We start from the raw sequence: 18,836 nt of genomic DNA, 5'->3' as shown, positions 1-18,836 counted from the left end.
ATTATAGGCATACCTAAATTCGATAATACCATTGACCCTACGTTGATGAGATAGCCGATTTTAGTATCCATCTACACTAAGGAATACAACTATGAACATGAAGAAGCTAGTTTTACCTTGTTTAATGAGCGTTGCACTGTTTTCAAATGTTGCGATGGCTGAATCTCAAAAAGCACAAAAACCATTTACCATGGGCGTTGTGGTGAAAGTCGGTGGTATTCCTTGGTTTAACGTGATGGAACAAGGGATTACCGAAGAAGGTAAAAAACTCGGTGTGAATGCATTCCAAGTTGGTCCAACAACAGCTGACCCTGCGGAACAAGTTCGTGCAATTGAAGATTTAATCGCGAAAAAAGTGGATGTGATCGGTGTCGTGCCAAACGATGCTAAAGTGCTTGAGCCAGTACTGAAACGTGCGCAAGAAGCGGGTATCAAAGTTATCACCCACGAATCACCAAACCAAACTAACGCAGACTGGGACTTCGAATTACTCGACACCCAAAGCATGGGTGCTAACCATATGAGAGATATGGCGGCCTGTATGGGTGAAGAAGGTAAATACGCCATGTTTGTTGGTAGCTTAACCGTTCCTCTGGTAAATGAGTGGGCAGATGCCGCTATCGCTTACCAAAAAGCTAACTACCCGAAAATGCAAATGGTCGATGACCGTTTCGGCGTCGCTGAATCCGTTGATGACTCAATGCGTACCGCTAATGACCTGTTATCTAAACATAAAGACCTAAAAGGCATCATGTCATTCGGTTCACAAGGCCCTATCGGTGCGGGTCGCGCTATCGATAAACGCCGTAAAAATGCGGAAACTTGCGTATTCGGTACTTTCACCCCAGGCCAAGGTATCAAATTACTGGAAAAAGGCGCAATTGATGGCGGCTATATTTCCAATCCAAAAGTGGCAGGACAAGTTTTCGTTCAAGTTGCAACTGCAATGATGAATGGCGAAGAGATCAAAGATGGCGTTTCAATCGGTGATATGGGTGAAATTAAAGTCAGTGGTAACACCATTTTAAGTGATAACCCAGTCAACTTGAATATTGAGAACACCAAAAAACTGGTTGAAGTCGGCCTGTAATTACTTGCTGTAAAATGTCATATAAAACAAAAAAATAAGATTTACCCAGATTTTAAATTTTCTGTTTTCAAATCGTTCGAGTTGCCCCCAATAGCGCGGCAGCTCGAACGCTGAAGAACAAGCCAACACCAATTTATTTGCAGTAGGAATTGTACTTATGACAACCACCTCAAAAGCTGACAAATCCGATCCACTCATTACCTTGCGCGACCTTTCCAAAAGCTTTGGCGGCCACCGCGCGCTACGCAATATCGATTTGACGCTCAACAAAGGTGAAGTGCACTGCTTAGCGGGCACGAATGGGTGCGGGAAGAGCACACTGATCAAAACCATTAGTGGTGTCTATGCCCCTGATGACGGTAGTAAAATTGAGATTGACGGCAAAAGCTATAACCGTTTAACGCCAGACAAAGCGCGTGAATTAGGCGTGCAAGTTATCTACCAAGACTTATCGTTATTTCCGAACTTAACCGTTGCGGAAAATATCGCTTTTGAGCTGAATCTCAAAGGCTATTTTGGCTGGTTTCGTAAAAAACAACTGCGTGAGAAAGCGTTAGAAATCCTAAACGAGCTGTCTTTTACCATCAATCCAGATACTCCCGTGCAGTTTTTACCTATTGCCCAGCGCCAGCAAGTAGCAATTTGCCGAGCATTAGTCGCAGACGCACGTCTAGTGATTATGGATGAACCAACGGCGTCATTAACCCGTACCGAAGTAAACCAGCTTTTATCTACTGTTAACTATTTAAAAGATAAAGGTATTACAGTCGTATTTGTTAGCCACCGTTTGGAAGAAGTGAAAGAAATTTCAGACCGCATTACGGTTATCCGTGATGGGCAAAAAATTGGCACATGGCCAGCTGAGGGCCTTACTACTCGTAAAATTACTGAACTCATGACGGGTTTAGACATCGTCCATGAGCGTAAGCCACCAAATAATGCCGAAGACCGCCGTTCAGTGTTAGAGCTGAAAAACTTAAGCCGTGCGGGGCAATATAGCGATGTGTCACTGAACTTAAAACGCGGTGAAGTACTGGGTTTATGTGGGTTGTTAGGTTCTGGCCGTACTGAGCTCGCCTTATCATTGTTTGGGATCACCCACCCAGATAGCGGTGAAATGAACATTGAAGGCAAGCCCGTTAAGTTAAAAAATAATACCGACGCGATTAAACACGGTATTGGTTATGTCTCTGAAGACCGCCTGACATTAGGCGCGATTTTGCAACAATCCATCGCGGACAATATGGTGATTTCAATTCTGGATCGCCTCAAAACTCCACTGCATTTAATCGATGAAAAACAGTGCCAAGACATTGTGCAAGAGTGGATTGCCGACTTAGACATCAAAGTCACTGACCCGAATAACGCCCTCTCAACGCTATCTGGCGGTAATCAACAAAAAGTGGTACTGGCGAAATGGATTTTAACACGCCCTAAAGTGTTGATTCTCGATTCGCCAACTGTTGGGGTCGATATTGGTGCAAAAGACAGTATTTATAAACTGATCCACCGTTTATCCGGTGTCGGAATTTCCATTTTGTTAATTACCGATGAAGCCTCCGAAGCTTATTACAACTGCGACCGAATTTTACATATGAAACAAGGCTCTATCGTCAAAGAAATTGTGACGGATTCCATCAATGAGCAGCAATTGGAGGAAATCATCAATGGCTAATTGGCAAAAACTTCGCCCCCAATCTGTTGAAGGTTGGTTAACGTGGGTCATCTTGATTATGGTGGTTTTCTTCACCACTATGAGCCCGCAATTTTTGACGATCCAAAATTTACTCGACCTGAGTGAAAGCTATGCAGTCACCGGTATCTTTGCTTTAGGGTTATTTGTTGTTCTAGTCACGGGCGGGATTGATATTTCCTTTGCTGCGGTGGCCTCCGTCGTTCAATACGTCATTGCTACGTGGCTGCTGCAAGGCTTTATTGCCAGCCCCGCATTAAGCATCACGCTGGCGATTATCATCGGGATCACTTTCGGCTTAATCAACGCGATTTTGATTTACTCGCTGAATGTGGTGTCGATCATTATCACTATCAGTATGCAATCTCTACTATTCGGTATGTTGATGTGGCTAACCAACGGGCACAGCATTTATGACTTGCCTGATTGGTGGGTCGACCCTGTGACTATCTTACCTTTCGAAGTAGACGGGGAATATTACCAAATTGGCTTGCCACTGATTGTCATGTTGGGGATCGCCTGTTTAACGTGGATTTTAATGAACAAAACCCATATTGGCCGCCAACTTTATGCAGTAGGAGGTAGCCAAGAATCAGCATCTCGTATCGGTATTCGGGTATGGGTCATCTACCTGTTTGCGTACGGTTATCTCGGTGCAATGGCAGCCATTGGTGGCATGTTGCAGACCTACCGTATGAGCGAAGTCGTGCCAAGTGCCCTCGTTGGTGGTGAGTTAGATGTGCTCGCAGCGGCTGTATTAGGTGGCGCTAGCTTATCGGGTGGGCGCGGAAGCGTTATCGGTACGCTGATGGGGGTATTCCTCATCGGTATCTTGAAAAACGGCCTTAACCTGATTGGTGTCTCAAACTACTTCGTCAATATCGTCATCGGTATGGTTATCCTCATTGCGATTTGTATTACCCATTATAAGAAACGCAAAGAGACGGACGTAGGTTTTGTTTAACAGGAATATCACCATGAAAAAACAAGCTTTTTTTAAAATTGATGGCTCTGTTATCGGACTGCTTTCAATCTTTGTACTGGCTATCGCGGCCTTCAGTATCGCTATGCCGGGGCACTTTTTCACTCAAAATACTTTTTTGAGTATTACCTTCCAGCTCCCTGAGTTGGGCTTACTGACATTTGCCATGTTCGTGCCTATGTTAAGCGGTGGGTTGAACCTTGCGATCATCAGTACTGCCAACTTAACAGGGTTATTTATGGCGTGGGTGTTCATTAATTACCTCCCCGTCGATGCAGGTACTGGCACGCAGATTATGTGGCTGGTGATTGCATTAGTGGGCGCGACCGTGATTGCCGTGATCATCGGTAGCTTAACGGGGTTAATGATTTCCCATATCGGTGCCCACCCTATCCTTGTGACCTTAGGGACAATGACCATCATCAGCGGTATTGGCGTATATCTAACCAAAGGCGCAGCGCTCAGTGGGATGCCACCGATTGTACGCGCTATCGGTTCTGATACCGTCTTTGGTGTACCGATTGCCATGATTATCTTTATTGTCACCGCTATTTTATTGGCGCTGTTTTTAGGTTGCACCCGCTTAGGCAAAAATATCTACATGAGCGGCAGCAACATCAACGCAACATGGTTCAGTGGCATTCGAACTGATCGTGTAATGATTGCGATTTACACCATTTCAAGCCTGCTGTGTGTGCTGGCAGGGCTGATTATGATGGCGCGCTTTAACTCGGCGCGTATGGGATACGGTGATTCTTATTTATTACTGACCATCCTTGCCATCGTATTAGGCGGAACTAACCCATTCGGGGGAGTTGGTAAGGTGAGCCGTGTGTTCTGTGCGCTCTTGGTTTTGCAGGTGATTGCAACGGGTTTAAGCCTGCTCGGTATCAGCTTGCACTTTAACCTTGCGGTTTGGGGTATCACCTTAATCTTGGCGTTAGCGTTCAAATTCTTCAAAGAAAAATGGAGCGCCAAACGTGCTATGACCCGTAACCAAAAACTCAATAAAGCATCGTCACAAAGTTAAATTTTTCAGGGAGATTATTATGCGCAAGCATCCGATTGGAATTTACGAAAAAGCCTTACCGAAAAACAGCAGCTGGTTAGAAAAGTTAGCTATAGCCAAAGCCGCGGGATTTGATTTTGTTGAAATGTCAGTGGATGAAACTGACGAGCGCCTTGCCCGATTAGACTGGAGCCAAGCAGAACGCTTAGCGCTCGTCAAAGCCATGCAAGATACTGGCGTTCGCATCCCAAGCATGTGTTTGTCTGGTCATCGCCGCTTCCCGTTTGGTAGCCACGATGAAGCCACTCGCTTAATGGCATATACCTTAATGGAAAAAGCCATCAAACTGGCTCAAGACTTAGGTATCCGTACTATCCAGTTGGCTGGATACGATGTGTATTATGAAGAACAAGATGCCCAAACCATTGCAAATTTTGAAAAAGGTATGCAGTGGGTGAGTGAAATCGCCGCCGCTTCCCAAGTGATGTGTGCGGTGGAAATCATGGATACGCCATTTATGAACTCCATTAGCAAATGGCAAGCATTGTCCGACAAGATTCGCTCGCCATGGTTCAGCGTTTACCCTGATGTTGGCAATCTAACGGCTTGGGGCAATGATGTGGAGCAAGAATTCACAAAAGGTATTGAACATGTTGCTGCTATTCATTTAAAAGATACTTATGCCGTTACAGACACCTGCAAAGGGCAATTTCGTGATGTGCCATTTGGTGAAGGCTGCGTCGACTTTGTGAATTTATTCAAGCTATTAAAACGCCTAAATTACCGTGGTACTTTCTTAATTGAAATGTGGACGGAAAAAGCGGATGAGCCACTCGTCGAAATTATTAAAGCACGTCAGTGGATGGAAGATAAAATGCAGCAAGCGGGTTGGAACAACGCGTAAAGGAGCCCAAAATGAGCACATTTTTTATGGGTGTTGACCTCGGCGGAACCGTCATTAAAGCGGGGATCTACACGCCTGAAGGCCAAGAAATTACCGTTGCTGAGCACCCGTTTCCAACAGAAAGCCCAGAGGCGGGCTTCAGCGAACGGAATATGGACGAACTATGGCAAGCCGCTTGCCATGTTATCCGTGATGCCATCAAAAATAGCCGTTTAAATGCATCCCAAATTGCAGGGGTCAGCTTTTCCTCACACGGAAAAGGCCTGTATTTACTGGATAAACACGGCAAGCCTGTTCGCAAAGGGATTGTGTCCTCAGATTCACGGGCTCAAGCCATTGTCGATGCATGGCATCAAAATGGTACCGCAGACAACGCTTATCCGCTGAGCTTACAGCAGTTGTGGGCTTCCCACCCTGTCGCATTATTGCGTTGGTTAAAAGAAAACGAGCCCGATAACTACCGTGATACAGGCCATGTTTTGATGGTGCACGACTATATTCGTTACCGCCTAACAGACCAAATCGCTTGCGAAGAAACCAATATTTCAGGCAGCCAGCTGTTTAACCAAATCCAATCGAGTTATGACCCTAAACTTTGCCAACTTTTTGGCATTGATGAGGTGAATGATAAGCTTGCTCCTGTTATCAATTCCGCAGAACTTGCAGGGACGGTGACACGTCAAGCCGCTGAAGAATCCGGTCTTGTGGAAGGAACCCCCGTATTTGGTGGCTTCTTTGATGTGGTTGGTGCGGCATTAGCATCTGGTGTCAGTCAAAAAGACAAACTCAGCGCCGTTGCAGGGACATGGACGATTTCCACCCGTGTTTTCGACGAAATTGTTCCCTCAGACTACCCGTATGTTTGGAGTAAATACTGTATTCCAGGCACCTATTTTGTCCACGAAGGCAGCCCAACATCAGCCAGTAATTTAGCGTGGTTTACCCGCCATTTCTTCAACCAACGGTTGCAAGACTATGACGTGCTGAACCATTGCGTAGCTGAAGGGGCAACACGGAAAAATGACATATTATTTTTCCCATGGCTGTACGGCTCGAACTACCACAGTAACTTGCATGGCGGGTTATTAGGGCTGAGCTCACACCATACCGACGCTGATATTGTGTATGCCATTTATCAAGGTATCGTGTTCTCGCATTTACTGCACCAAGACCGCATTGTGGGCCTTGATAATGCCACTGAGTCCATCCGTTTTACGGGAGGGCCAACACAATCACCACTGTGGATGCAGATGTTCTGTGATGCGAGCAACTTGCCGCTAGATGTCGTGAACGTGCAGCAATCAGGCTGCCAAGCTGCGGCACTGTGTGCTGCGGTGGGAACAGGGTATTATTCAGGTTTTGATGCGGCGATTGCCGCGAGTACGCCAAAAATCACCACATACCAACCTAATGCGCTAGGTCACCAGCAATTACGTGATAAATTCGCCCGTTTTAAAGCTGTGGCGGATGCATTAATTCGGTAATTAAACATAAAGGCAGCACTCAATGCCAGTGCTGCCTTTTTTGTTCCATTAATCCGCAATAATTTTTGTGTGAAGGGTTGCAGGGGAAAGTACCGTATCCTGCGGTAAACTGTCATATTTCACAAATTCATCTCGTGGGAAAACAAACACATCGATGTTTTTTTCAGGTGTGATGGTGTCCGCGACAATACTTTTTGCTGGCGATGTCAGGTTCGTTTCAACCCCTAGCCAAGACGCAAAGTAATCAAATAAATTCCACTCACTTAATGTTTCATCACGGAATTCACGCTGTGTATCGTCCGAATTCATCACTACTAATGGAATTTGATACGCCCCTTTCACCAGTTGTCCGTGGCGGAGATACAAGTTGCCCTCTTTAATGAAGCCTTTATATTCTGCCTCCAAAGCCGCAACGTGTTGCTTATTCGCTTTCACTAAGCCTTGCCCATGGTCAGCAAAGTACAAAATAGAGAATGGGTTTTCGCCATTTTTATTGTTTTCTTGCAAAATGTTATACACATCACCAATAAAATCATCACTGAGTTTTATCCCTGATACATAACAATTCACCAGACTGCCCCATCCAGTATCAAACTGCTCAGGGTTGATGTTGTAATTCTCTTTGATAAGCCCACATGCACCTTTTGGCCAGCCATCATGATGCGGCCCCCACATATGCACAAAAATGACTTTTTCTTTATCTGACGGGTTATTTAACGCGGCTTTAAAGGCAGGCAGCATTTTGAAGTCATTAGTCAGCTTATTGACACTGTCATCAACCGTGAACTTCTCTTGCACAAACAAGTTGTCAAACCCAGCTTTGCTATCCCTTACTGGTAAAAAATAATTGGCTTTTAAAAAGTAATTTGTGAAGCCGATTTCATCGTCCCCAAAGCTACCGTTATTACCAATATAATAGGTTTCATAGCCCGCTTGGTTGGCAAGGTCGACAATGGAATTATTGTTGTAATACGGCTTTTCGTGGTGCTCAGTGATAGTACTCAGATCATTTTTAGCTAATGCACGCGTCAGTGTTGGCACGGTATTCGACGCAGCGCTGATAAAGTGGTTAAAAAAACGGCCATTGACTGAAGACAAAAACGGCGTGTTTTCTAATGGATAACCATAGGTGTGCATATAGTTTTTATTAGTACTTTCCCCGATGATGACGACTTTTATCTTATATTTGTCCGCATTCTTTTTGGTAATTTGAATATCCGTTTTGGTATTCACGCCATAACAAAGGTCGGCGTTGGATTTTGCTGCTTGTATGAGTTCAGGCGTACATGCTTTGGTATACACCCCTGCATTTTCGCTGGTATTCGCCTGTGCCCATGAAACTGTGGTCAGTAACAGCGTGCTGTAGAGTGCGGTGGTATTGATTAATTTCATCTCCAGACCCTTCATTTTTATCGTTTATTTTTTCTATACTGGTGAAGCAAACCGATAAAATTTTTTGCATAGCTTTTTCATAACACTTTTCCATCACTCTATTACCATGACGTTATGCACCAAAATTTCACCGCTTAATTAATATATTGAAATAATATTTCATTTAAAGTGTTAGGTTGAGAAATTGGGATGCAAGTACCAATAAAAAATATCTAAAATGGAAGAGAAAAAGAGCTTATTTATATTACCACCGACTTTAACCACCTTTTAATTTTCTTATTAAACAGTTAATTACTGATTTATAACCGCCCCCTATTAGCCACTCTTTTCGCTTGCATTCATTACATGAAGAGTTGTGATGGAGATCGGTAATTCAGCGTTTACCAAGCACGGATTAGTGATATAGCTCCGATTTTCCATTTTCCTCGCTAGAAACCAAAATGGAACCGATTCCATAATAAGTTATTCGCAGTGGCAATAGGGTTCATCCCCGCCAAGAAGACAGAGGAAAGTCATGAGCAAAGAGATTATTGTCGTCACCGCCGCCTACGGCGCACAAACCGTAAAACAACTTGGCGGCCAACACGCTTTATTTGATGCTATTCAAGGAGCAAACGCTGATGGCATCGAGATCCGCCAAGAGTTATTACAGCCTAACGATAACCTTGATAATATCGCTAACGGGCTACAAACAAGGCAACTTAGCGCGGTCTATTCTGTGCCAGATACCTTATTTCAGCATCATGCACCGATTGAAATCTCAACACTCCAGCGTTATTTCGACGATGCTAAAAAATTAAACGCCCGTTTTCTTAAACTCTCGTTAGGTGATCTACCAGAACATTATGATTTAACGGACGTTATCAACCTACTCAAGCATTATTCTACCCAACTAGTTATCGAAAATGACCAAACTGAGGTTGGTGGGCACATTGCACCACTCAAACGCTTTTTTGCGGATGTCGTAGAAAAAGAGCTGCCAATTAAAATGGCATTCGATATGGCCAATTGGCACTGGCTCGGTGAAGATCCTGTCGTTGCCGCACAGCACTTTGCCCCTTTAGTCGCTTATATCCACGTAAAAGCCTGTCAGTTACGTGCAGATAATAAACGTATTGCTGTTGCTCTTGATGATAGCGACGGGTCATGGAAAGCCGTCTTAAACTTACTTCCTAGTAACGTTCCCCGCGGGATTGAATTCCCGCTTGAGGGTGATGACCTACGTGCGGTAACCGAACACTATGTTTCTCTGTTAAAGGAGATTTAATTCATGAAAAATCAATTAGATGTTGTAACTCTCGGCGAAGCCATGATGATGTTTGTGGCGACAAATACGGGCGAGCTCCATGAGGTTGAAAGCTTTGTTAGCCGTGCCGCAGGCGCAGAGCTGAATGTGGCGATAGGCCTTTCCCGTATCGGCTTAAAAAGTGGTTGGGTAAGCCGCCTTGGCAATGACTCTTTTGGGCGTTTTATCCAAAGTACATTAGATAAAGAACACGTTGATCATCAATGTGTTAAATTCGATGGAGATTACCCAACGGGGTTTCAGCTCAAATCTAAAGTTGAAAATGGAACCGATCCCAAAGTGGAGTATTTCCGCAAGGGTTCAGCGGCAAGCCATTTAGATCTCACTGATTTCAATGAAGATTATTTTTCATCTGCTCGCCACTTGCATTTAAGCGGTGTCGCCGCAGCGCTTTCTGCCACCAGCTATCAATTATCGCTATATGCAGCAAAATGGATGCGAAATGCGGGGAAAACATTATCTTTTGACCCTAACTTACGTCCATCATTATGGCGCAGTGAAAATGAAATGGTGGCGCAATTAAATCAGTTAGCCTTTCACGCCAATTGGGTTTTGCCGGGCTTAAAAGAAGGGAAAATTCTCACCGGTTTTGACCAACCCGAAGCCATTGCCGATTTTTACCTCTCTCAAGGGGTAGAAGCCGTTGTCATCAAAACGGGTGAGCAAGGCGCTTATTATAAAACATCGAATAATCAGCAAGGTACCGTCCCTGCTTACTTAGTCAAAAATGTGGTGGATACCGTGGGCGCAGGCGATGGCTTTGCCGTTGGGGTTATCAGCGCGCTTCTTGAAGGGTTATCTTTACCTCAAGCCGTCGAAAGAGGAAACTTTATCGGTGCAAGGGCTATCCAAGTGATTGGTGATAGTGAAGGCTTACCGACGAAAGCACAGTTACAGCAAGAAATGATGGCATTTTCCCCCTCAACTACCGCAGACGCTGCGTGCTAAGAAGGAATAGATTATGACAACCAGAGCTCCTGCGATGTCACGTTGGTGGCGCATTATGCCAATCGTGTTTATCACTTACAGCCTTGCTTACCTCGACCGCGCTAACTATAGCTTTGCCGCTGCCGCAGGGATCAACGCCGACTTAGGGATCACCAAGGGGATGTCCTCCCTGCTCGGCTCCTTATTTTTCTTAGGGTATTTTTTCTTCCAAATCCCCGGGGCTATCTACGCGGAAAAACGCAGTGTCCGCAAACTAATTTTTGCCTGCATTTTCTTATGGGGAATATTTGCCAGCTTAACGGGGATGGTCAGCAATATCCCGATGTTGGTGATTATCCGCTTCAGTTTAGGGGTTGTTGAAGCCGCGGTTATGCCCGCGATGCTTATCTACATCAGTAACTGGTTCACCCAATCCGAACGGTCACGTGCCAATACCTTTTTAATTTTAGGTAACCCCGTGACAGTGTTATGGATGTCAGTGTTATCGGGTTACTTAATTCAAGCCTTTGGCTGGCGTGAAATGTTTATTATTGAAGGGGTTCCCGCGGTTCTATGGGCCTTCTTCTGGTGGCGAACAGCCCGTGATAAACCAAGCCAAGTCAATTGGTTAAGTCAGCAAGAAAAAGCTGATTTAGACAAAATCCTCAGTGATGAACAGAAAAATATCAAACCGGTACGCAATTACCGCGAGGCATTCAAATCCCGTAACGTTGTATTGTTGTGCGCTCAATATTTCTGTTGGAGCATCGGGGTTTATGGTTTTGTGCTATGGCTACCTTCAATTATTCGCGGTGCATCAAACTTAGGCATGGTGGAAACAGGCTGGCTCTCTTCGGTGCCATATCTTGCCGCCACGTTAGCGATGATTTTGGTATCATGGGCTTCAGACCGTATGCATAACCGTAAATTATTTGTCTGGCCAATGCTCTTAATTGGCGCAGTGTGCTTCCTTGGCTCTTACATGCTAGGCAATTCAAATTTCTGGTTATCCTATACCTTACTGGTGATTGCAGGTGCCGCCATGTACGCACCTTATGGCCCATTCTTTGCGATTATTCCTGAGATGCTACCGAAAAACGTCGCAGGGGGCGCAATGGCTCTGATCAATAGCATGGGTGCCTTGGGGTCATTCTTCGGTTCATGGTTTGTCGGTTACCTCAATGGTGCTACAGGCAGCCCAAGCGCTTCCTATATGTTTATGGGTCTGGCATTGTTAGCCTCAGTGTTCTTTACGCTAATTGTGAAACCCAACCAAGAACCGAGCAGCGGTTCTGCTATCGCCAAACACGCTTAATAAGGGGCAACCATGAAAAAGAATGTTATTTTGTATAAAACAATCCCCGATACGCAACTTGCTCGCTTACAGCAGCAATTTAATGTCACTGTTTTTGATGAAATTACGGACGAAAACAGGGCAAGCTTCCAACAAGCGCTAAGTACCGCAGAGGGTATTATTGGTGCAAGCTACCCGATTACGGCAACAGAGCTCGCCCTTGCACCACAGCTAAAAGCGGCATCAACCATTTCGGTAGGTGTTGACCAGTTTGACATTGACGCAATGAATGCGCGGAAAATTGCCTTGATGCACACCCCCAATGTGCTCACAGAAACCACCGCAGACACCATTTTCACCTTAGTACTTTGCAGTGCCCGCCGCATTATCGAAATGGCGGAAATGGTGAAAAACGGTCAATGGACTAAAAGCATTGGCGAAAGTGATTACGGCAGTAACGTGAATGGCAAAACCATCGGGATTTTAGGTATGGGCCGCATTGGCTATGCAGTCGCGAAACGAGCCAATGCAGGTTTTGGCATGCCCGTTCTCTACTACAGTAACCACGAACATGCAGAGGCAGAAGCCAAACTCAATGCCCGACGCTGTGATTTAGACACCTTACTAAAAGAGTCTGATTTTGTTTGTGTCGTGGTGCCATTACTGCCATCCACTGAAAAACTGATCGGTAAAGCCGAACTGGCGAAAATGAAACCGAGTGCGTTTTTAATCAATGGTTCTCGTGGGAAAATTATTGATGAAGCGGCGCTAATAACCGCATTAGAAAATGGCACGATCCGCGGCGCAGGCTTAGATGTGTTTGAAGTTGAACCACTCCCTGCGGACTCTAAACTGCTCACCTTACCGAATGTTGTTGCCCTACCCCACATCGGTTCTGCCACCCACGAAACGCGCTATGCCATGGTGGAGTGTGCAGTCGATAACTTAATTGCCGCGCTAAATGGTAACCTTAGCGAAAATTGCGCTAATTTAAGCGCGATACAAACACACTAGTTTCTATCGACAATACAAAAGAGGGGCGCTGCTATGCCCCTCTTTGTTCAATTCTATCCTACAGCGTGGTTGAATTTCTCACGACTAACTCCCCATGGAACAGGTACTGTGTTGGGGCTTTTTCAGGGTTTTCCAGCTTTTCTAATAAACACTCAACGGCTTTGTGCCCCATTTCAGCGGTGGGTTGTGAAACAGAGGTGATCCCTTGCCCAGCAAAGGCTGCCCATTCGAGATTATCAAAACTGAGAAAACCAATATCCGCCCCCCAACGTAGCCCTTGTTGGTTCATCACATAAGCAAGCTGCAAGGTTAACACACCATTTGCCGCCACAATCGCTTTGCGCATACCGCGGTGAGATGTACAAAAATTAGCAACGATGGAGTCTAATTGCGCGGGGTCTGGTAAGGTAATTTGGTGAAACTCACCTTTGACTTGGCCTTGCTGGTTCAGTAAACGTTGGAAGGTTTGCAGACGTTCTTTACGCGCACTGTTATATTCAATGGGTTCAGTCACAAAGCAAATCGCCTCAAACCCTTGCTCTATCAAGTGGTTAAATGCCATTTCAGCCGATGCGGGGTTATCTAAACCAACCATATCACACGGGAAATCCTCAATTTTTCTATCGAGCAAAACGAAAGGTAGAGTGGTTTGCTTCAGCACATCAATAAATTGTGCATTCACCCCCGCAGAGTTGATAATTAACCCATCGACGCGATAGCCCTTTAATAACTGAATAAATTGGCATTCCAGTTCAATGCTATTGTTTGCATTGCACACCACCGTCATAAACCCTTGTTTGATGGACTCTGACTCGACGCCTTTGAGCACTTCCACCGAAAATGGGTTACCGATATCGGCAATAATCAACCCTATCAACCCTGTACGGCCATGCTTTAAGCTACGCGCCATTTGGTTCGGGCGATAATTCAGTTCTTGGATTGCGGCTTCAATACGTTGGCGCATGTTATCTGACAGCAAATGGAATTCACCGTTTAAATAACGTGAGATACTGGTTTTCCCTGCCTGTGCTTTGGCAGCCACATCTTTAATTGTTGCTACTTTTTGAGTTTTCGGTGCCATCGCGCGCGTTTTTTCCATCTGCTGAAAAGAAAGGCTAATGCCTTATCTTACTCGAATTAACAGCAATTTACTTGCCATATTCATCTAACTTGCTGTTTTAGCCACTGAATAAAAATATCGGCTTTGGGGTTACGTTTTTCATTTAACATCGCAAAATAATGGCGCTGTTGGCACTTGAGTGCAATATCCCCAAAAGGCATCACCAGCTCTTGGCGCTTAATGCGTTTTTCAACCAATTGTTTACGCCCCATCGCCACACCTGCGTGGTTCATAGCTGCCACAATTGCCAAATCTGAGCGATCAAAACACAGGTTCCGACGGTGCGGAAATAACGATAACTTGTAGTGTTCGCTCCACGCTTTCCATTCATCATAGTCGGAGTTACTGCTCCAAGCCTGCCTGTCATGCAACAAGGTACAGTTTTTGAGTTGGTGAATATTGTCCATCAAATCGTGCTGTTTGGCATATTGTGGGCTGCATACAGGTACAATAGATTCAGGCATTAAATCTTCGCAATATAAGTTAGGCCGCGTAATATCATCGTAATAAATCGCGACATCAATACCATAACCACGGAAATTAACGTCATCATTTCCCGTCAATAAATTGAGCTGAATGGAGGGATATTGGTTAGTAAAATCCGCAATTTTGGGGATAAGCCAACACTGGGCAATAGAAGGCCGTGAATACACCGTTAATTCCCCTGAAATTTCTTGGTTTTTAATGTCTAAAATTTCTTGGTTGATATCATCCAAATTTTTACGCAATGCCCAATAAATTCGCTCGCCGTCAGCAGTTAACTCTATACGCCGATGAAAACGCTCAAATAATTTAAACCCTAACTCCTCTTCAAGAGTATTGATTCGGTGGCTGACGGCGCTGGGCGTTAACGCCAATTCTTGGGATGCAAGGGCAAAAGAGCGATGACGAGCCGCCGCTTCAAAAGTATGTAAGCGGGAGAGCTGATGGCTCGATAACCGTTTATGCCATTGAATAAAGCCTGATTGCTCAAAGGGATTATGATTAGGTGACATCGAACCTCCTAGGTCAGTCCTATATTTTTTCAGAATAACGCGTTTAACATGAATTGATATGATGCAAACCGGTAAATCACTCTTTTTTATGACCAACATCACGCCATTGAGTTAATTTAATTCACCTAAGACTTAAGTTTCATCGTTTGTCACCCCTGCGTATTTATTATCCAATAGAGGCACAACAACAAAATGATTAGGGGTAGGATATGGACTCTACAATGTGGATGCTCGGCACGCTGGTTATTAGTATCTTGCTGATCATCGTTTCGATTATTAAATTTAAGTTTCACCCTTTTTTAGCACTTTTACTCGCCAGCTTCTTTGTCGGTATCTCCATGAAAATGAACCCATTAGAAATGGTAAATGCCATTGAAAATGGGATTGGCGGTACACTCGGTTTCCTCGCTGCCATTATCGGGCTGGGGACTATCCTCGGAAAAATGATGGAAATCTCGGGGGCAGCGGAACGCATCGGTGTCACCTTACAAAAAAGCCGCTGGTTAACCCCCGATGTCACGATGGTGTTAATCGGTTTAATTTGCGGTATCACCCTGTTTGTTGAAGTCGGTGTGGTGTTATTGATCCCACTGGCGTTTTCTATTGCCAAAAGAACCAATACATCGTTATTAAAACTCGCTATTCCACTGTGTACCGCCCTGATGGCGGTGCATTGCATCGTTCCACCACACCCTGCAGCGCTGTTTGTCACCAATGAATTAGGGGCAGATATTGGCACGGTGATTGTTGCTGGACTTGCAGTGGGGCTTGTGGCTTCGTTAGTGGGTGGACCATTATTCCTAAAATTCTTAGGTGAGCGCTTACCGTTCAAAACCGTACCAGAGGCATTTTCGGACCTCGAAGTGCGTGACGAAAAAGATTTACCCTCTTTAGGTGCTACATTATTTACCGTTTTACTGCCAATTATTCTCATGTTGATCAAAACAGCCGCTGATTTAAACATGAGCAAAGACAATCAGTTATATACCTTATTACAGTTTATTGGTAACCCAATTACCGCCATGTTTATTGCCGCGTTTGTCGCGTATTACATGCTGGGTATTCGCCGTAACATGGGCATGAGTGTATTACTCAGTAAAACCGAAGAAAGCTTTAGCTCTATTGCCAATATCCTACTGATTATTGGTGCGGGTGGTGCATTTAACGGTATCTTAAAAGGTAGTGGACTGAGTGATTCCCTTGCGCTGGTGCTGTCTGGTATCGACATGCACCCAATCTTACTGGCATGGTTAGTCGCGATTATTCTGCACGCAGCAGTCGGCTCTGCCACCGTTGCTATGATGGGTGCCACCGCCATTGTGGCACCGTTAATGCCAATGTACCCACATATCAGCCCAGAAATTATGACATTAGCCATTGGTTCTGGTGCGATTGGTTGTACTATCGTCACAGACTCTCTGTTCTGGCTGGTTAAACAATATTGTAATGCCACCTTGGCTGAAACATTCCGTTTTTACAGTGTCGCCACCCTTATCGCATCCCTTGTTGCGCTGGCAGGCACCTTTGCACTTTCATTTGTGATTTAAAAGAGAGTAATTATGACTCAGATAAACGTGAATAAGTTAATTGCTGACTACCCTTTAGTTCAGGACTTAATCAATTTAAAACACGTGGCGTGGTTTAACCCTAATGCCACCACCACAGAAGCGGGTTTACCTTATGTGGGATTAACCCTTGAGAATGTTCAAGATGCCGAAGCGCGTTTAAACCGTTTTGCACAGTACTTGATGAAAGCGTTCCCAGAAACGCAAGCTACTCAAGGGATTATCGAATCCGACGTGGTGGCAATCCCCAATATGCAAACCGCACTCGAAGCCCGTTACCAAACGCCAATCACCGGGAAAATGTTATTAAAGAAAGACAGCCACTTGCCAATTTCAGGCTCGATCAAAGCGCGTGGGGGGATTTATGAAGTGCTCACCCACGCCGAAAAACTGGCACTTGAGGCAGGGTTGTTATCCATTGATGATAATTATGAGGCTCTATTTTCCGATAAATTCCGTCAATTCTTTAGCCAATACAGCATCGCGGTAGGCTCAACGGGTAACTTAGGGATGTCTATCGGCATCATGAGTGCCAAGTTAGGCTTTAGCGTCAGCGTGCATATGTCTGCGGATGCGCGCCAGTGGAAGAAAGACAAACTACGCTCACACGGCGTGAATGTCGTTGAATATGAACAAGATTACAGCATTGCCGTTGAACAAGGCCGCAAAGAAGCAGAACAAGACCCGAACTGTTTCTTTATTGATGATGAAAACTCCACGACCTTGTTTTTAGGCTATGCCGTCGCGGGATTGCGTCTGAAAAAACAATTTGCAGAACAAGGTGTTATTGTTGATAAAGACCATCCGCTGTTTGTCTACCTGCCTTGCGGCGTAGGCGGTGGCCCTGGTGGGGTTGCCTTTGGATTAAAACTGGCGTTTGGCGATGCAGTGCACTGCCTGTTTGCAGAACCAACGCATTCACCGTGTATGCTTTTGGGCGTCCACACTGGGTTACACGATGGTATCTCCGTTCAAGAAATTGGTATTGATAATATCACTGCCGCAGATGGACTTGCTGTAGGCCGAGCCTCTGGTTTTGTCGGTCGTGCGATGGAGCGGTTAATCGACGGGTACTACACCCTTGATGACCCAGAAATGTATAACCTGTTAGGGTTACTCAACCAAACAGAAGCCATCAAACTAGAACCGTCAGCCCTTGCGGGTATGACAGGTTGCGTGCATGTCACACAAAACACCGATTACCAGCAATCTAAAGCACTCGGTGCGCAGCAGATGGCAAATGCCACACACCTTGTTTGGGCAACGGGCGGCGGCATGGTACCGAGTGACGAAATGGAAAAATATTTAGCACAAGCCAAACTGAGTTAATCACGCTTCCCCCTTCAAAGCGTTGGAGGGGGTTTTCATCAATTACTGCCCTGGTAGTGGGACTAAATCACTTTCAATATAACGCCTTACCAGCGTAGCTAATGCTAATAAGCAAAACTCACAATTATCCTCCAACAGGTTCGGGCCGAGGATTATGCTAATTTTTTCGCTCAAATTCCCACGGGAAATGAATATATCGCTAATAATTGACCTCAGTACGGTGTATATCCACTAATAAAGTAAAATAACTGAATAATATACACCCTATTATTAGATGGCTATTTAACAATCTATTTTATAGGTAATTAAAATATCAGAATTTTTATTGTGAACTATATCTCAAAAATATAATTAATTTAGGGATCGATTAATTACACTTACTGAAACAATTTGATTTTTAATTTTTCTCTGCTCCCTCTACCCCCATAATTCTGATATATCTAATTGCCTAATTAAATAAACATTCTATTGGGTATATTTATTTATCACCCTAAAATAAATAATTTAAAAATGATTTAGCATCATTAACCTTAATTAATATAGGTTATTATAATCAAACAAATAAATCATTAAAAATGTTAATTTTCAATGTGATGTGAAAAATAAAAAATCAAATCATGCTTTTAATGTATTAACCTCAGAAAGATAAAGTTTGTTGTTTAATTCACCGTTAGTTGAACGAAATAAAAACAAATTTTAACAAAAAGATTATTTTTATATTATCCAGCCCCT

At 44.4% G+C, this 18,836-nt stretch carries 15 protein-coding genes; 12 read left to right on the top strand and 3 right to left on the bottom strand.

The genetic code is table 11. From position 1 onward, the window contains the following. The first annotated feature begins 97 nt into the window (after positions 1-97). The 6 genes from AC4IFO_RS11080 to AC4IFO_RS11055 all read left to right on the top strand — a co-directional run bounded on the left by AC4IFO_RS11080 (position 98) and on the right by AC4IFO_RS11055 (position 7,162). The gene (locus tag AC4IFO_RS11080) at positions 98-1,090 is read left to right on the top strand and encodes a substrate-binding domain-containing protein (protein WP_219249519.1); all 993 of its coding nucleotides are present in this window, start codon (positions 98-100) and stop codon (positions 1,088-1,090) included. A gap of 157 nt (positions 1,091-1,247) precedes the next feature. Next, positions 1,248-2,765 carry a sugar ABC transporter ATP-binding protein gene (locus tag AC4IFO_RS11075; RefSeq protein ID WP_273826821.1) on the top strand — a complete coding sequence of 506 codons (1,518 nt, stop codon included), beginning with the start codon at positions 1,248-1,250 and terminating at the stop codon, positions 2,763-2,765. Next, positions 2,758-3,747, top strand: a complete 990-nt coding sequence (locus tag AC4IFO_RS11070; protein WP_490734312.1) for an ABC transporter permease — start codon at positions 2,758-2,760, stop codon at positions 3,745-3,747. The genes AC4IFO_RS11075 and AC4IFO_RS11070 overlap by 8 nt, the downstream gene beginning before the upstream one ends. A 13-nt stretch (positions 3,748-3,760) precedes the next feature. After that, complete coding sequence (locus AC4IFO_RS11065) at positions 3,761-4,795, top strand: ABC transporter permease (protein WP_219244722.1); 1,035 nt, start codon at positions 3,761-3,763, stop codon at positions 4,793-4,795. A gap of 19 nt (positions 4,796-4,814) precedes the next feature. After that, positions 4,815-5,678, top strand: a complete 864-nt coding sequence (locus AC4IFO_RS11060; protein WP_047756407.1) for an L-ribulose-5-phosphate 3-epimerase — start codon at positions 4,815-4,817, stop codon at positions 5,676-5,678. Between the two features lie 11 nt (positions 5,679-5,689). Then, entirely contained in the window at positions 5,690-7,162 is a 1,473-nt protein-coding gene (locus AC4IFO_RS11055) for an FGGY-family carbohydrate kinase (RefSeq protein WP_490734309.1), read from the top strand. A gap of 48 nt (positions 7,163-7,210) precedes the next feature. Here the strand turns inward: AC4IFO_RS11055 and AC4IFO_RS11050 are convergent, their stop codons facing one another. After that, a complete protein-coding gene (locus tag AC4IFO_RS11050) occupies positions 7,211-8,554 on the bottom strand; it encodes a phosphoethanolamine transferase (RefSeq protein WP_490734307.1) in 1,344 nt (447 codons plus the stop codon). Positions 8,555-9,068: 514 nt separating this feature from the next. Between AC4IFO_RS11050 and AC4IFO_RS11045 the strand changes: the two genes are divergently transcribed. The 4 genes from AC4IFO_RS11045 to AC4IFO_RS11030 are packed head-to-tail and all read left to right on the top strand — an operon-like array spanning position 9,069 to position 13,095. After that, on the top strand, positions 9,069-9,821 hold the full coding sequence (locus AC4IFO_RS11045; RefSeq protein ID WP_490734305.1) for a sugar phosphate isomerase/epimerase family protein: 753 nt from the start codon (positions 9,069-9,071) through the stop codon (positions 9,819-9,821). A gap of 3 nt (positions 9,822-9,824) precedes the next feature. Next, complete coding sequence (locus tag AC4IFO_RS11040; protein ID WP_490734303.1) at positions 9,825-10,808, top strand: sugar kinase; 984 nt, start codon at positions 9,825-9,827, stop codon at positions 10,806-10,808. 13 nt (positions 10,809-10,821) lie between these two features. Beyond that, the gene (locus tag AC4IFO_RS11035; protein WP_490734301.1) at positions 10,822-12,102 is read left to right on the top strand and encodes an MFS transporter; all 1,281 of its coding nucleotides are present in this window, start codon (positions 10,822-10,824) and stop codon (positions 12,100-12,102) included. Positions 12,103-12,114: 12 nt separating this feature from the next. Then, positions 12,115-13,095, top strand: a complete 981-nt coding sequence (locus tag AC4IFO_RS11030; protein WP_490734299.1) for an NAD(P)-dependent oxidoreductase — start codon at positions 12,115-12,117, stop codon at positions 13,093-13,095. A gap of 58 nt (positions 13,096-13,153) precedes the next feature. Here the strand turns inward: AC4IFO_RS11030 and AC4IFO_RS11025 are convergent, their stop codons facing one another. Both AC4IFO_RS11025 and dsdC read right to left on the bottom strand, forming a co-directional pair. Then, positions 13,154-14,176, bottom strand: a complete 1,023-nt coding sequence (locus AC4IFO_RS11025; RefSeq protein WP_490734297.1) for a LacI family DNA-binding transcriptional regulator — start codon at positions 14,174-14,176, stop codon at positions 13,154-13,156. 80 nt (positions 14,177-14,256) lie between these two features. Further along, positions 14,257-15,210, bottom strand: a complete 954-nt coding sequence (gene dsdC, locus AC4IFO_RS11020) for a DNA-binding transcriptional regulator DsdC (RefSeq protein WP_490734295.1) — start codon at positions 15,208-15,210, stop codon at positions 14,257-14,259. Between the two features lie 209 nt (positions 15,211-15,419). On the opposite strand from dsdC, the gene dsdX reads away from it, so the two are divergent. Both dsdX and dsdA read left to right on the top strand, forming a co-directional pair. Continuing rightward, positions 15,420-16,757, top strand: a complete 1,338-nt coding sequence (gene dsdX / locus AC4IFO_RS11015; protein ID WP_490734293.1) for a D-serine transporter DsdX — start codon at positions 15,420-15,422, stop codon at positions 16,755-16,757. A 12-nt stretch (positions 16,758-16,769) separates the two neighbouring features. After that, positions 16,770-18,104, top strand: a complete 1,335-nt coding sequence (gene dsdA / locus AC4IFO_RS11010) for a D-serine ammonia-lyase (RefSeq protein WP_490734291.1) — start codon at positions 16,770-16,772, stop codon at positions 18,102-18,104. Positions 18,105-18,836: the final 732 nt, after the last annotated feature.

This window comes from Providencia sp. UF-224 (assembly GCF_058245955.1).
This window is presented reverse-complemented; position numbering and strand designations above follow the sequence as displayed.

Coding starts and splice junctions, on each gene's coding strand:
- AC4IFO_RS11040 (WP_490734303.1), top strand. CDS start 9,825: ATGAAAAATCAATTAGATGTTGTAACTCTCGGCGAAGCCATGATGATG.
- dsdC (WP_490734295.1), bottom strand. CDS start 15,210: ATGTCACCTAATCATAATCCCTTTGAGCAATCAGGCTTTATTCAATGG.
- dsdA (WP_490734291.1), top strand. CDS start 16,770: ATGACTCAGATAAACGTGAATAAGTTAATTGCTGACTACCCTTTAGTT.
- AC4IFO_RS11065 (WP_219244722.1), top strand. CDS start 3,761: ATGAAAAAACAAGCTTTTTTTAAAATTGATGGCTCTGTTATCGGACTG.
- AC4IFO_RS11030 (WP_490734299.1), top strand. CDS start 12,115: ATGAAAAAGAATGTTATTTTGTATAAAACAATCCCCGATACGCAACTT.
- AC4IFO_RS11055 (WP_490734309.1), top strand. CDS start 5,690: ATGAGCACATTTTTTATGGGTGTTGACCTCGGCGGAACCGTCATTAAA.
- AC4IFO_RS11080 (WP_219249519.1), top strand. CDS start 98: ATGAAGAAGCTAGTTTTACCTTGTTTAATGAGCGTTGCACTGTTTTCA.
- AC4IFO_RS11070 (WP_490734312.1), top strand. CDS start 2,758: ATGGCTAATTGGCAAAAACTTCGCCCCCAATCTGTTGAAGGTTGGTTA.
- AC4IFO_RS11075 (WP_273826821.1), top strand. CDS start 1,248: ATGACAACCACCTCAAAAGCTGACAAATCCGATCCACTCATTACCTTG.
- AC4IFO_RS11045 (WP_490734305.1), top strand. CDS start 9,069: ATGAGCAAAGAGATTATTGTCGTCACCGCCGCCTACGGCGCACAAACC.
- AC4IFO_RS11060 (WP_047756407.1), top strand. CDS start 4,815: ATGCGCAAGCATCCGATTGGAATTTACGAAAAAGCCTTACCGAAAAAC.
- AC4IFO_RS11025 (WP_490734297.1), bottom strand. CDS start 14,176: ATGGCACCGAAAACTCAAAAAGTAGCAACAATTAAAGATGTGGCTGCC.
- AC4IFO_RS11035 (WP_490734301.1), top strand. CDS start 10,822: ATGACAACCAGAGCTCCTGCGATGTCACGTTGGTGGCGCATTATGCCA.
- dsdX (WP_490734293.1), top strand. CDS start 15,420: ATGGACTCTACAATGTGGATGCTCGGCACGCTGGTTATTAGTATCTTG.
- AC4IFO_RS11050 (WP_490734307.1), bottom strand. CDS start 8,554: ATGAAATTAATCAATACCACCGCACTCTACAGCACGCTGTTACTGACC.